At 70.6% G+C, this 12731-nt stretch carries 9 protein-coding genes; 2 read left to right on the top strand and 7 right to left on the bottom strand.

Annotated features, from left to right (window positions below):
- Window positions 1–98: 98 nt before the first annotated feature.
- The 4 genes from GWK25_RS01470 to GWK25_RS01455 all read right to left on the bottom strand — a co-directional run bounded on the left by GWK25_RS01470 (window position 99) and on the right by GWK25_RS01455 (window position 4021).
- A complete protein-coding gene (locus GWK25_RS01470) occupies window positions 99–1256 on the bottom strand; it encodes a sugar ABC transporter substrate-binding protein (RefSeq protein ID WP_215457132.1) in 1158 nt (385 codons plus the stop codon).
- A gap of 582 nt (window positions 1257–1838) precedes the next feature.
- The gene (locus tag GWK25_RS01465; protein ID WP_215448088.1) at window positions 1839–3056 is read right to left on the bottom strand and encodes a zeta toxin family protein; all 1218 of its coding nucleotides are present in this window, start codon (window positions 3054–3056) and stop codon (window positions 1839–1841) included.
- Window positions 3053–3415: a hypothetical protein gene (locus GWK25_RS01460; protein ID WP_215448085.1), complete on the bottom strand. Its 363-nt coding sequence runs from the start codon at window positions 3413–3415 to the stop codon at window positions 3053–3055. The genes GWK25_RS01465 and GWK25_RS01460 overlap by 4 nt, the downstream gene beginning before the upstream one ends.
- A gap of 99 nt (window positions 3416–3514) precedes the next feature.
- Window positions 3515–4021: a hypothetical protein gene (locus GWK25_RS01455; protein ID WP_215448082.1), complete on the bottom strand. Its 507-nt coding sequence runs from the start codon at window positions 4019–4021 to the stop codon at window positions 3515–3517.
- 258 nt (window positions 4022–4279) lie between these two features.
- Between GWK25_RS01455 and GWK25_RS01450 the strand changes: the two genes are divergently transcribed.
- Together GWK25_RS01450 and GWK25_RS01445 are read left to right on the top strand one after the other, a co-directional pair.
- Window positions 4280–5425 (top strand): hypothetical protein, encoded by a 1146-nt coding sequence (locus GWK25_RS01450; RefSeq protein WP_215448080.1) that lies wholly within the window; start codon window positions 4280–4282, stop codon window positions 5423–5425.
- Window positions 5426–5463: 38 nt separating this feature from the next.
- Window positions 5464–7233 carry a glycosyltransferase family 4 protein gene (locus GWK25_RS01445; RefSeq protein ID WP_215448078.1) on the top strand — a complete coding sequence of 590 codons (1770 nt, stop codon included), beginning with the start codon at window positions 5464–5466 and terminating at the stop codon, window positions 7231–7233.
- An 82-nt stretch (window positions 7234–7315) separates the two neighbouring features.
- Here GWK25_RS01445 and GWK25_RS01440 read toward each other — a convergent pair whose 3' ends face one another.
- The 3 genes from GWK25_RS01440 to GWK25_RS01430 all read right to left on the bottom strand — a co-directional run bounded on the left by GWK25_RS01440 (window position 7316) and on the right by GWK25_RS01430 (window position 12729).
- Window positions 7316–9046, bottom strand: coding sequence for a type IV secretory system conjugative DNA transfer family protein (locus GWK25_RS01440; protein ID WP_215448076.1), 1731 nt, complete (start codon window positions 9044–9046; stop codon window positions 7316–7318).
- Between the two features lie 54 nt (window positions 9047–9100).
- Window positions 9101–10507 carry a PQQ-binding-like beta-propeller repeat protein gene (locus tag GWK25_RS01435; RefSeq protein ID WP_215448074.1) on the bottom strand — a complete coding sequence of 469 codons (1407 nt, stop codon included), beginning with the start codon at window positions 10505–10507 and terminating at the stop codon, window positions 9101–9103.
- 65 nt (window positions 10508–10572) lie between these two features.
- A complete protein-coding gene (locus GWK25_RS01430; RefSeq protein ID WP_215448073.1) occupies window positions 10573–12729 on the bottom strand; it encodes a peptidoglycan DD-metalloendopeptidase family protein in 2157 nt (718 codons plus the stop codon).
- Between the last annotated feature and the right edge of the window lie 2 nt (window positions 12730–12731).

Genomic DNA, 12731 nt, shown 5'->3' with positions numbered 1-12731 from the left:
CCTGGGCGCTGCCTCGGGCCGGCGGACCGCCTGGGCGTTGCCTCAGGCCGGTCCGGGCGGCCAGTGCGCTACTTCGGGTCGTCCGGGCCGCCTGGGCGTCACGTCAGGTTGACCGCGTCGCATTCGGACTCGAATTCGGGCGTGCAGATCTGCTTGACCGTGTAGATCTCGTCGGCGATGACCGTGTCCTGGATGTTGTTCTTGGTGAGGGCGACCGGCGGCACCAGCTGGGCCGGGATCTTCTTGGTCGTCGGGGAGTCCACGCTGTCCGCGGCGAGGGCGTCGAACTCGATCGAGCGGCCCTGGACCTTGGCGACGGCCATCTCGGCGGCGGCGCTGGCCTGCGTCGGGAACGACTTGTACACGGTCATGTACTGGTCGCCCGCGAGGATCCGCTGCACCGCGTCCAGGTCGGCGTCCTGCCCGGTGACCGGCGGCACCTTGGCGACGCCGGCGGTCTTCAGCACGTCGATCACCGCGCCGGCGATGCCGTCGTTGGCCGCGTAGACCGCGTCGATGTTGTCGGCACCGAGCCTGGCGACCGCCTGCTCCATGTTGACCTTGGCGACCTTCGGGTCCCAGTCCTTGGTGTCGAAGCTCTCGGAGATCGTCACCTTGTCCTGGAGCTCGGAGAGCGCGCCCTCCTTGAACATGGCGGCGTTCGGGTCGGACGGCGACCCGTTCATCATGACGATCTTGTTGGCGGCGCTGTCACCCAGGTCCTCGACCAGCGAGCGTCCCTGTACCTGCCCGACGAGCTGGTTGTCGAAGGAGACGTAGCCGTCGATCGGGCCCTCGGCCAGCCGGTCGTAGGCGATGACGGGGATGCCCGCGTCGTCCGCCTTCTGCACGGCGGGTGCGACGGCCTTGGAGTCCACGGCGTCGAGGATGATGATGTCGACCTTGTCGGCGACCATCTGCTCGATCTGGCTGTTCTGGGTCTCCGGGTCCTTGTCCGCGTTGGCGTACTTGGTCACGCCCTTGTTGTCGGTGAGCTCGGCGATCTTCTTCTTGATGTTCGGGTAGTCGAACTGCTCGTACCGCTTGGTGTCCTTGTCGGGGAACAGCACGCCCACCGTGATGTCGTCGCCCTTCGTCGGGCTCGCCTCCGCGCTGTCGCCGATGTCCGAGACCCCGCAGGAGGCGAGGGAGACGGCTGCCGCCGAGGCGACGAGGGCGGTGGCGGTACGGCGCAGAACTGTGGCGCGACGACGTATACGAGTGCTGAGGGTGGTGCTGGTGGTACGGGCGTTCACATCAAGGGCCTTCCGGGCGTGGGTGCGCAGCACTGCGACCCAGGTGGCTGAAAGCCAACGCGGTGATCACCTCTGCGTCAAGGACCAATCACTTAACGAGATGACAACAGCCTTGTGTGTTCTCGGTGTGAAGAGGGTAAAGCAAGGGGCCCTCGGTGTCGCCGCGCGACCTTCACCCGACACGGGCCGGCGGCGCCTCGCCGGGTGCCCCCGCTCGCCAATGTCCACCGTACCGCCGGGGGTTGTGGGAACAGGGAGTGCGGGGGTCGGGGCGGGGTGGTCGTGGAGGGGGGCAGGTCAAGGCGGTGGGCGCGTGTGGTGGGGCTGGGCACGGCGGCGGCCGACTGCGACAGGGATCACCATGGGCCTGGCCGGGCCGACCCGCTCCTCCGGCTGACGGACGGGTGAGGAGGGTGGCGGACCTCACGGTCGGGGCGGTCGGGCCGGTCGAGCGGGCGGCGGGCCTGTCGCTGCTGCCGCGCCGGTCGACCGGGCCGCTGTCTGTTGTCCGCTGGTCCCCGGCCCCGGGCCCCTGGTCCCTGGCCCCTTGGCCGCTGTCTGCCGGCGTCTGCCTGCTGGCCGCTACCTGCCGCGCCGATGGGGGTCGGGGCCGGTCGGCCCCTGCGGGGGCGTCACCGTCCGACCGGAGGCGGGGCGGGGCCCCTGTCCCGGAGGCTGCGCCTGTCCCGGTGTGGCGGGACCGCCGGAGCGCGGCGTACTGCGGGAGCGCGCGGCTGCGGCCGAGGGCGAGGTGGGAGGAGGGGCCGAAGGAGAGGGCGAAGGGGAGGGCGTCGCCTGGGTCGTCCGCGGCGGCGTCGGAGGGGCCGTCGATGGTGCCGAGGAGGGCAGCTGGGCGGCGGCGGTCGGGGTCAGCAGGGGGCGGGCCTGGTCCTCGATGCGGGTGAGTCGGTCCGGCCATTCGGGGCCCAGGGCGCGGGCACTCTCGCGCAGGCGCAGCTGCGTGCTGACGAAGGAGTCGCTCTCGGCCGCCGTCCACGGGCGGGCCCGCTCCGCGGCGAGGGCCTGGCGCAGCTCGGGCGGGCCGGTCCAGCGGCCGGTGTCGTCGACGGAGTTGCTGTAGCGGGGCTTGCTCTCGCCCCGGCGGTACACGCTCGCGAGGTCGGCGAGGGCGCCCCGGTCGACGCGGTCGGCGAGTTCGAGGATGCCGAGGTACGACTCGTCCGCGTTGGACTGCACGGTCAGCCGCCCCTGGCCCCGGTCGGCGAGCTGCTCGAAGTACCGGTTGACGATGCCCTGGTTGCTCATCGCCTGCGGCACCCCCATGAACAGGGCCTCGACACGGGCGCCGGAGTCCCGGTAGGCCCGCATCTTCTCCTCGACGGCCGCCGCGTTCTGGGAGGTCTCCTGGATGATCGCGTGCAACCCGTGCTCGCGGACGTACGCCTCGGCCTGGGCCATCCAGGCGCGCCCGTCGGCGCGGGTGTAGGCGGCCATCAGGGTGTCGTCCTCGGCCATGAGCCGGGCGTACGCGGGGTGGTACGGCTTGTAGAGGTCGCTGTCGACGTCCGCGAAGCCGCCGTGCCGGTTCAGTGCGGCGGCCACCATCTCGGTGACCCGGCTCTTGCCCGCGCCGGGCTGCCCGACCAGGAACACCACGGTGGGCATCTCCTGCCCGGCGCGGCCCGCGAGGAGGTCGGGGACGATCCGCTCACGGAAGATCCGCCGGTTCTCCGCGTCGGACAGCCGGTGCCGCTCGACCTCGGCGGGGTCGATCACGCGTGCGGGCGGCTCGGGTGCCCGATCGCCCGGAGGGGTCGTGCGCTCGGCCGGGTCGGTCACGTGAGGTCCGCCATGACCTCGCGGGCCAGTCGGGCGTAGCGGGAGCGGGCCTCGGCGATCTGCTCCCGGTCGGCCGAGCGCAGCCGCTCGCGCTCCTTCGCCAGCCGCCCCTGCGCGGCGCGCGCGGCCTCGATGACGGCGGGGTCGGGAACGTCCTTCGCCTCCTCCGCCGCGATCGTCGCGCTGTACGCGCCGACCGCGCCGTTCACGGCCTCGATCGCCGCCTCGTACGCCGCGGTCTCCTCGTTCGACCAGTCGTGCGGCTCCAGGTCGTGGGTCACCGAAATGCCGTTGCCGCGTGCGGTGTTCTGTGGAGCGGGATTCTGCGGAGTGTTCTGGGGGGTGTCCCGTGCGGTCATGTGTCCCTCCCGTGTCCCGGTGTCAGTGGTCATTGTGGGGGACGGTGAAGAAGGGGAACGGGGTTCCCGGGAACTCGGTGAGGCGCGGCCTCCGGCGGCTCAGGCCTCGGTCGCCCACTCCCGGAGCAGGGCCTCGCGCCGCTCACGTCTCGGGGTGCCCTCAGCTGCGTGGGCGCGGCCCCAGCGTGCGAGGGTCTCGACGTCCGCCGTGCCCGCCACGAGGCGGTCCAGCAGGGCGACGGAGAGGTCGTACTCGGACTGGACGTAACCGCCGAGGGCCGCGGCCGAGTGCGCGTTGAGCTCGACGGTCCTGTCGGCGGTCTCCAGGTGCACCTCGAACGCGGCCGCGGCATCCCCGCCGCCTGCGACGGCGTTGGCCACGAGGTCGACGGCCGTGGTGGCGAGCAGCCGGGCGCCGGACCGGATCCGCACGTACCGCACGGCCGCCGACCTGATCTCCGACCAACCCCACACCGCGCTCTGCCCGGTCCCCAGCCCCTCCACCCAGTCCGGCGTCAGCCGCACCCCGGGCCCGAACCCCTCCGGCTGCGCCCCGACGTACACGCCACCGTCCTCGGCGATCCAGAACAGTCCCACCATGGCCATGAGTGCCTCCCCAACCGGCGACGTACGCGTTTCACCTGGTGAGACGTTACTCGGCCGTAGATGGTTCAACGCCCCGAGCCGTCCGCCGGGGCACACCTGACGGACACGCAGGCTCCGTGCGAGGCGGGCGAACTGCCGTCCTCGGCTTTCGCCCGACGCTCACCGAAGGCCCCGCTCCCACCGATTCGATCTTCACCTCTTCGCCAAAGCGCAGTGTGAGAATGTGAGTTACTTGATCAGTCGTTAAGGAGAGCCGGGATGAGCGGCCAGATGCAGCTTGCCGACGCCTACGACCTCGTGTACTCGGCGGCGGCGCGAATGATGTGGGTGGAAGAGACCCGGGTGTGGCGCCTGGACAGCCCGGGCGGCGGTTGGCCGGAGGAGCGCCGGGAGGCCTGGCGGGAACTGGAGGCGGCACTCAGCGTCTCCGAGGCACCCGAGCCCCAGGCCGGTGAACCGTCCGATCCCGTACGTCATCTGATCTCCCGTCGGGCCGCGGGTCCTGTCGACCGACCGATCACCTTCGCCGAGGCGGTCGCCGAGTGGACGGCCCGGCTGATCGAGGATCCCGGCCCCTACGAGCCGCGGATGAAGCCCTCCCCGGACGACTACATGGTGCCGGGCCGGGCCGTGGTGATCCCCGAGGGCCACATGATGGTGCTGTGTCGCCCGCTCGACGAGTTGGTCCACCGGCTGGCGGCGGGACGTCCCCCGGTGACCATCGCCGCGGACACCGCGGAGTTGAGCCGTCTACTGCATGAGGCGGCCGACGAACTGAGGGCGGCCATCGGCCTGCCCACACCTACCCCTCACCCGGTCGGCACGGTCGACGTGGCGCGGGTGTTCCACCGGCCGTCCGACGTGGACGACCTGCAGACGCGGTACGAGACCATGTCCCGGGCGGCCTGGCGTGCGTCGGAGAACCTGCCGTCACTGAAGGACATGCGGGACCACGGGGACTTCTCGGTGACTCCGGCGACGACGATCGCGGCGGACGATCTGCAGAACCTGCTGGCCGGGCGGTCGGGGCTGTACTGGCGGGAGCGGCACGAGACGATCGATCCGCGGGTGCATACGCTGCTGGGGGTGGAGTGGAACGAGGGCCAGCCGGATCCCCGGCCGGTCACGGGCATGGCCAAGGGCTTCCTGCGCAGTGTGGAGTTGGGCCGGAAGCCGAGGGCCCCACGCGCGAACGAGCACCGCATCTTCCGTGAGAAGGGCAACCCCGAGGACGTGGCCATCTCCGCCGTCCGCGCGGAAATCCTGGCCGAGCTTCTGGACGAGTACGCGGCGCGGATCCACCCGGGCGCCCAGTGCGGCGTCATGCACCTGTCCTCCTACGACCTGACGGACTTCATCGCCCAGGGAATCGGCCGCGAACTCAGGGCGACGTACGGCTTCTGAGACGGGACGGATGAAGGTTGCGAAGCACGGGGGAATCGGTGTCTGGAGCGCGCTACAACATTCTCGTCGTCTCTGACAACAGTGGCAGAGGTGAGGGAGGTGCCGAGGTCTTCAACCAGGAGTTGGCCGAGGCTCTCGCCCGTCGGCACAACGTCACGCTGTTCACGGCCAATCCCGATATGCCCGCGCACCAGGGCATTCAGAGGACGGTGCAGACGCAACCGCCCTTGATCGAGCCGGGACCGGGCGAGGAGGGTGAACCGAAGCCGATGGAACGGCGGGACTGGCTCGAACAACTCGCCGGTCAGGACCCGCAGCAGTACGGGCTGGAAGACCCGGCTGCCCAGCCGTACGACATCATCATCGGGCACTCACGGTTTTCCGGGCCGGCCGCCGCCGGGCTACGGGAGAACTGGTACCAGGACGCGCGCCTGGTGCACTTCCTGCACACAAGCCCCGAGCGGCTTCCGTTCGTGCGGGGCCTCACTCCCGAGAGGGCCGAAGCCAAGGCTGCCAAGGACTCCGCCATCGAACGCGGTCTGATGGAGCGTTCGGACGTCGTGGCCGGAGTCGGCCCACTGCTGGCGCAGGCGAGCAGAGACCTCTCCGCCGAGGGCGAGCACATCCCGCACTCCCACGAGTTCGTTCCGGGCACCAGGGTCTACGATCCCGTGCAGCACGACCCCGCGCCGGAGACGCTGAACCTTTTGGTCATGGGACGCGTCGGGGACCCCCTCAAGGGCGTGGACGACGCCGCAATGGCAGTGAAACGGCTGAACGAGGCCGGTCTCCGGGTACACCTCACCGTCCGTGGCATCCGCCAGGAAGAGCTTGAAGAACAGTTCGAGAGGCTTGAGGACCTCACGGGCGGAAACGTCACGGTCAAACCCCGCACGAAAAGCGTGGACGAAATCAACGAGGACATCAGGGCCTCCCACGCGATGATCATGCCGTCCAAGCACGAGGGCTTCGGCATGGTGGCCTCGGAGGGTCTGGGGCACGGTGTCCCCGTCCTCGTCAACGAGGAGAGCGGGGCCGCTCAGTTCCTCCAGGACACCGAGCGGTTCCCGCCGGAGATCGGCCGACCGTGCGTGGTCGCCGAGCCTACGGACGGCAGCAGCCGAGCACAGGCGTGGATGCAGGCGATCCGTCAGCTCAGGCAAGAGCTCCCAGCACGTCAGGCCGGTGCCCTGCGCATGCGGGAGATCCTCCAGCAGTACTCCTGGGAGCACGCCGCCGAAGCCACCGTCCAGGCCGCGATGGAGCAGACGCCGCTGCCGCACCGCGACCCCCGGACTCTGATCACCGCCCAGGAACGGGACCTGCTGCGTACGGTGCAGGGGCCCAACGGGCAGTTACTCAGGCCCGACGCGCCGGAACTGGCGCCGCCCGTGAGGGAGGAGCAGCCGGGACCCGGCGTCGGCGTGCAGCGGGACGGGCCGGCGCAGGAGGGTCAGGCACCCGGCGCTCCGGCGCCCGTGTGGCAGGCGGGTCTGCCACAGAACGCGCAGAGCGCTCAGCATCAGGCCGGGGCCGGGGCCGAGAGCGCCCAAGGCGCCGCATCGCCCGAGAACCCGACCCCCCTGTGGCAGGTCGGCCTCCCGCAGTCCCAGGCCGGGGCCGGGGCCGGGAGCCCTCGCGGTGCCGCTCCCGCCGAGAGTGCGACGCCTTTGTGGCAGGTGGGCATGGACCAGGACCCGCCCTCTGCAGGGCGCGGTACCGGGCAGAGCGAACCGGGGCGGTCCGCGGGTGCGCAGCAGCCGCCGCCGGATCTGTCGGGGCCTCGCGGCGGCGAAATCGAGGTATGACGGACGAGGCCGGGGCGGTTCGTCCGCCCCGGCCTCGTCGTCACCCTTGCCCGGACCGCTCACGCGAGCGCCGGGCCCGCGCTCAGCGCGCCCCGGGGTCGTACTTGCGCAGCGACTCCTGGACCTCACGGGCGTACGGCCCCTCCCACCACGGGATGGTCTCGACGAGGACCGGCTTGGTGCCGGAGGCGAGGACGAGGGCGCGGCCCGGGGGCATGGCGCCCAGGTCGGAGACGCCGAGGACGCGTTGGCGGCTGACGGACTCGCTGACCGTGCGGTTGCCGCTCCAGCCGCCGAACTCCGACTCGCGGCTCGCCTGGTACTCACGCTGGTCGTACTCGCCCGCCAGCTCGCTGAGGTCGCCCAGGAAACGGGTGTCGGAGACGCCGCCGCCGTAGACGCGGATGTTCGCGGCGGACCACAGCTTCTCCATGCCGCGCTCGCCCCACACCTCGATGCCCTGGGCCCAGGACTGGAGGATGGTCATGAGGATGATCCCGCGCGAGCCGTAGTGGGAGTACAGGTCGGGCAGCGTGCGCCAGCGGCAGACGTTGGCGGCCTCGTCGAGGACGCCGACGAGGGGCAGCGGGAGGCGGCCGCCGCGCTGGGTGGTGGCGTACTCCTCGGCCGCCTCGACGACGGCGACGGTGAGCGCGGTGACCAGCGGTCCGGCGGAGTCGCGGCCCTCACGGGAGAGGGAGTACAGGGTGCCGCCGGTGCGGACGAAGGCGTGCGGGTCGAACTGGGGTGCGTTCGGGTCGGCAGGCGGGGTCACCCAGCGGTTGACCTCGGGGTTGATCAGGCAGGACGCCATCTGCTGGGCGACGCCGTAGATGCCGCTGCGCTGCTTGTCGGGGGCGGTGAGCACGCCGTTGAGGCCGTCGGCTGCCATGGTGTGCCCGGAGCCGCGCAGGATCCGCTCGGGGGTGTCGTCCTTGGGGTTGGACAGCCAGGTGTAGATCTGGGTGATCGGCATCTTGCCGCAGGCGGCGGCGAGCAGCAGGTTGGCGAGCAGGTCCTGGCCCGCCGGGTCGAAGAAGGCGTCCGTGGAGGCGTTGGCGTCCCGCGAGCCGCTGGCGAAGTGGTCGGCCATCTTGCGGGCCTTGGCCACGTCGGTGACGTACGACAGCGGGTTCCACCACCAGCTGGGCGTCTCGGCGGCGACCTGCTGCGGGTCGAACACCCAGACCGGGCCGCGCGCGGAACGGGGGCCCCGGGTGGAGTCCACGATGTCCCGCTTGTTGGAGGTGACCAGGACCGCGCCGGGCCCGTCGAGGATGGCGGGAACGGCCCGTCGGGTCGTCTTGCCGGTCCGCGGGCCCCAGATGTCGACGTGCATGTCCTCGTACGAACCGAACAGCGGCTGGCGTCCCTTGACGGACCGTCCGATGAAGACGCCCGGGGTCTGCGCCTTCACGCCGAGCCGTTCGGCGATGGCCGCCGCGCCCTTCATGGTGAGCTTGCCCAACTCCTCGCCCTTGGCGAGGTGTTGAGCGGCGTTGTCCACCTTGGGCTTCTTCTTGAACCGCTGGACGACGCGGTACGCGGCGGTGCCCAGGATGCCGAGCAGCACGGCCTCACCGGCGGCCACGGCGCTGGCCGGGGACCCCGGCCAGCTGTAGTCGCCCTTGACCATGGCGACGAGGAACGTCAGCGGGTTCGACGCGGGCGCCGGCGCGTCCGCGAACGGCGCGCCGATCTTCGCCGCGAGCCAGGCCCCGACGACCCCCAGGAGCACGATCGCGACGACGATGACGATCTCGATCGTCCAGTCGTCCTCGGCGCGGGGCTTCTTCTGCTGTTCTGCGGTCACCCGCGGGTCCGTCCTTTCTGGGGGTGGGGCGAAGCTGGTGGAACGGCCGGGCCGTCAGGCCTTCTCGCCCTCGAAGGCGAAGAGGCCGTCGGCTGTGTCGACGAGCGTGTAGCCGTTGCTGGAGAACGCCTCGGGCAGCTCCGTCCCCTCGGGGACCATGCCGAGCAGTTCCTTGCTGTCCGCGGCCAGAGCGGCGGTCTCGCCGTCGTCGAGCGTCGCGTACAGGACACCGCCGGGAGTGATCTGCAACGGCTCGATGTCCTTCTCGTCCGCCTCCTGGCGCCACAGCTCGGCGCCGGTCTCGGTGTTCCAGGCGAGCGCCCCCTCACCGAAGTTGCAGACGGCCGTCTTGCCGTCGGGTGAGACGACGATCTTGGCCAGGTCGGTCGTGGCCAGGTTGACCTCGACGGTCGGCCCTGTGGCCACGGTGCGTCCGGTCGGCAGGTCGACCGTGGTGATCACCGACTCGCTGCTGCCCAGCGGGGTCCACATGAGCGTCGCCCGGTCGCCCCGGAGCGGGAAGAGGTCCTTGTGGCCGTCCTTGATGTCGTCGCTTTCGCCACGGAGTTCACGGGGCGGGGTGACGTCGTCGTCCGAGTTCCAGACGATCTCGCCCGTGGTTCGGTCGGCCAACCGCAGGGCGGAGTACGCGCCGTCGTACTTGGCGACATAGCCCTGGCCTGAGCCGAAGATGGTCTCGTCGGCCAGGAACCGCTCGAGAACGAAGTCCTTGCCGCCGCCGATCGGGGCGAAGGTCACCTCGCCGTCGGGCATCTCGACATGTCCCCGGACCACCGGCAGGTCCACGTTGCCCTCACCGGTGAGGGTCGAGCTGCCCAGTTCCCTGCCGTTGGGGTCATACATCGTGTAGATCTTCTTGAGGGTGGCCGCCTTCAGACCGCTGGCCTCCGTGTTCTCGCAGGTACGGATCAGGAGGGCCGGGGAGCCGTCCTTCCACTCGCCCACCTGGACGAGGGTGTCGAGCGAGGGCTGCTCCTCCAGCGCGGGGTCGTACGCACACTTCACAGTGAGGGACTTGCGCTTCTCACCGGTGGCCGCGTCGAAGAGGTGGGCGACGAGGTGCACCGTCGGCGTCTCCGTCTCGGATTCCTCGTCCGGGACGGAGCGCTCCTGGACCAGGACGAAGGCGTCCCCCACCTGGCACACGCCCTTCTGGACGGTCGGGAAGCCCTTCTCGTTCTGCCCGTCGAAGGCGGCCTCACCCGGGCAGGAGTACTCTTCGCCGTCCTTCTGGGCCAGGGCCCAGGCGGGCTTCGCCGCCAGCCCCGGGATCGGCTTCCCCTTGTAGACGGGTTCGTCGGCAGCGCCGGCCGACGCGGACGCCTTCGGGCTTCCGCTGGCCTTCGAACCGGTCCCGGCGTCCTCGTCACCGCCGCCACAGCCGGTCACCAGTCCCAGGGACAGGACGGTTCCGACGACGAGACCCGTGCGTATCTTCATCAACTTCCTTGCTCCGTACGGTGGTGTAGAGACCCGGGGCGGAATCCACGGGCCCGCCCCGAGCCCTATGCCTCGGCGTGGCCGTCGCCCTCGACCGGGTTCGTGCCGGCGGGAATCGGTACGCGGTAGACGCCCGTGATCTTGTCCTGGACGTCCCAGGTGCTGAAGGAGACGTTCTTGCCCGGGCGCGGGGCGTGGATGATCTTCTTGCTCTTGGGATCCCAGACGATGCCCACGTGCCCGGACAGGTTGTCGCCCTCCGGCCGGAAGAAGATCAGGTCACCGGGCTGTGCCTCGGAGAGCTGCACCTCGTACTTCTCCAGGCGGGGCTCCTGCACATACGTGGTGCCACCGATGTCGATCTTCCCGTCGCTGGCCATGTAGTAGGCCCACTGCGTGAAGCTGGAGCAGTCGAAGCTGCGCGGGTTCTGACCCTGGAGCCGGGGCGCACCGAACACGTACGGGACGCCGATGCCGCGCTGCGCCCAGCCGAGAACCGCGCGGATCACGGGGTCGTCGGAGTCGGGGAGGACACCGGAGGCGCCGGCGCCGTCGGGGGCGACGGCCGCGCCGCTGCCGCCCTTCGCGCAGTCGGCGTATTCGGCGTCACGGGACTTGTCGTCGGAGTCCGAGCCGGGAACCGTGCCGTAGTCCGGCTTGGCGGTGACCCGACCCGCCAGCCACTCCTCGGGGTCGACCATGCCGGGACCCTGGTCCTGACCACCGACGAACGGGTTGTCGACGCCGGGGACGAGGACCTCCCAGTGCAGGTGAGGGCCGGTGACGTTGCCGGTCGCGCCGACCGTTCCTATCTGCTGGCCGCGCTTGACGGAGTCACCGACGGACACGTTGAACGAGGTCTGGTGGGCGTAGAGCGTGATGACGCCGCCCTCGTGCCGCAGCTTCGTCATGTTCCCGTACGCTCCGCCGGGACCGGCGGCCACGACCTTGCCGTCCGCCGGGGCGTAGATCGGGGTGCCGCTGCGCGCCACCAGGTCGAGGCCGGTGTGGTAGCCGAGGCTCCACATGCCGCCGCTCTTGTGGTACGGCGTGCCGATCGTGTAGGTGCCCCGCTTCATGGGCCACTGCCAGTCCTTGCCGGCGCTGGGCGGCGGCTTGGCGCCAGGGAAGGAGACGGGCGTGACGTCGGTGGCGTTCATGACGTCCATGACGTTCGCGACCGGGGCCATGTTCGTGCCGCTCGTGCCGCTCGCGACCGTGTGCGCGACCGGGGCCATGGCGGAGACGACCTCCTCGGTCTCGCCCTTCAGCGGCGGGGTCGACCACGACCGGGGCGAGGTCGCGGCGATGCTGAGGGCCTTGTTCGGCTGTGCGTCGTTGCCGACCGGCTCCGGGATGTCCGACTGCTTGCCCAGGGTGGGGAAGTCGGGGTTCTTCTCGATCGTTTCCTTCAGGTGCACGTACCAGCGCTTGATGAGGTCCTTGTCGCCGGTGAGCGCACCGCGGTACCGGGCGGCCTGGGTGAGGACCACGCGCGGGTAGATGGTGTTGGAGGCCAACGAACCCGAGTAGATCTGCAGCGCCTTGAAGGGCTGGGTCTCCGCCTTCTTCGCGTGCAGGAAGTTGGCCGCGGCGTAGGCCGCGTCGTCGATGTTGTACAGATCCTCTTTGCCGTCGTCGTTGCCGTCGTCCCCGTAGTCCGTCCAGGCCGGCTTACCGAACTGCAGAATGCCCATGTAGCCGAGGGAGTTGGCGCCGCCGGGCGCGGCCGACGGGTCCTGGCCGTACTTGGTCTCCTGGTACATCTGCCCGGCGATGAGGGTCCAGTCGAGACCGTCGTAGCGGGCTGCGGCGCGCATCGAGGCGAGGATCATCTTCGGCGGTATCTCGTTGCGCGCGGTCTCGCTCGGCATGTACATCTTGCCGGCCGGCATGACCGGGTTGGTGGCCGCGGCGTCGCCGGTGTTCCCGGCTTCGGCATTGTCGGCGTAGTCGCCGCAGGCGGCGTTCGTGGCGCCGTTGCCGACGCCGCCGAGCATGCTGCCGATGAGCAGCAGGACGAGACAGATGCCCGCGACGGCGAGGCCTCCTCCGCCGCCGAGGAAGATCCACCACTTGAAGGTGCTCTTCTTCTTGCCCCCGCCGCCTCCGCCGCCGCCCTTGGAGCCGCGGGCACTCGCGGCCAACTGTCCGGCCGCCTTGGCGGTCTTGGCGACCTTCGCGGCCTTCGCCGCGGCCGCCAGTACGGCAGGTGCCACCATGG

The organism is Streptomyces sp. ATCC 21386, assembly GCF_018728545.1.
Taxonomy (GTDB): Bacteria; Actinomycetota; Actinomycetes; order Streptomycetales; family Streptomycetaceae; genus Streptomyces.
The sequence above is the reverse complement of the archived record's forward strand: the minus strand, read 5'-3'. Positions and strand labels throughout refer to the sequence as shown.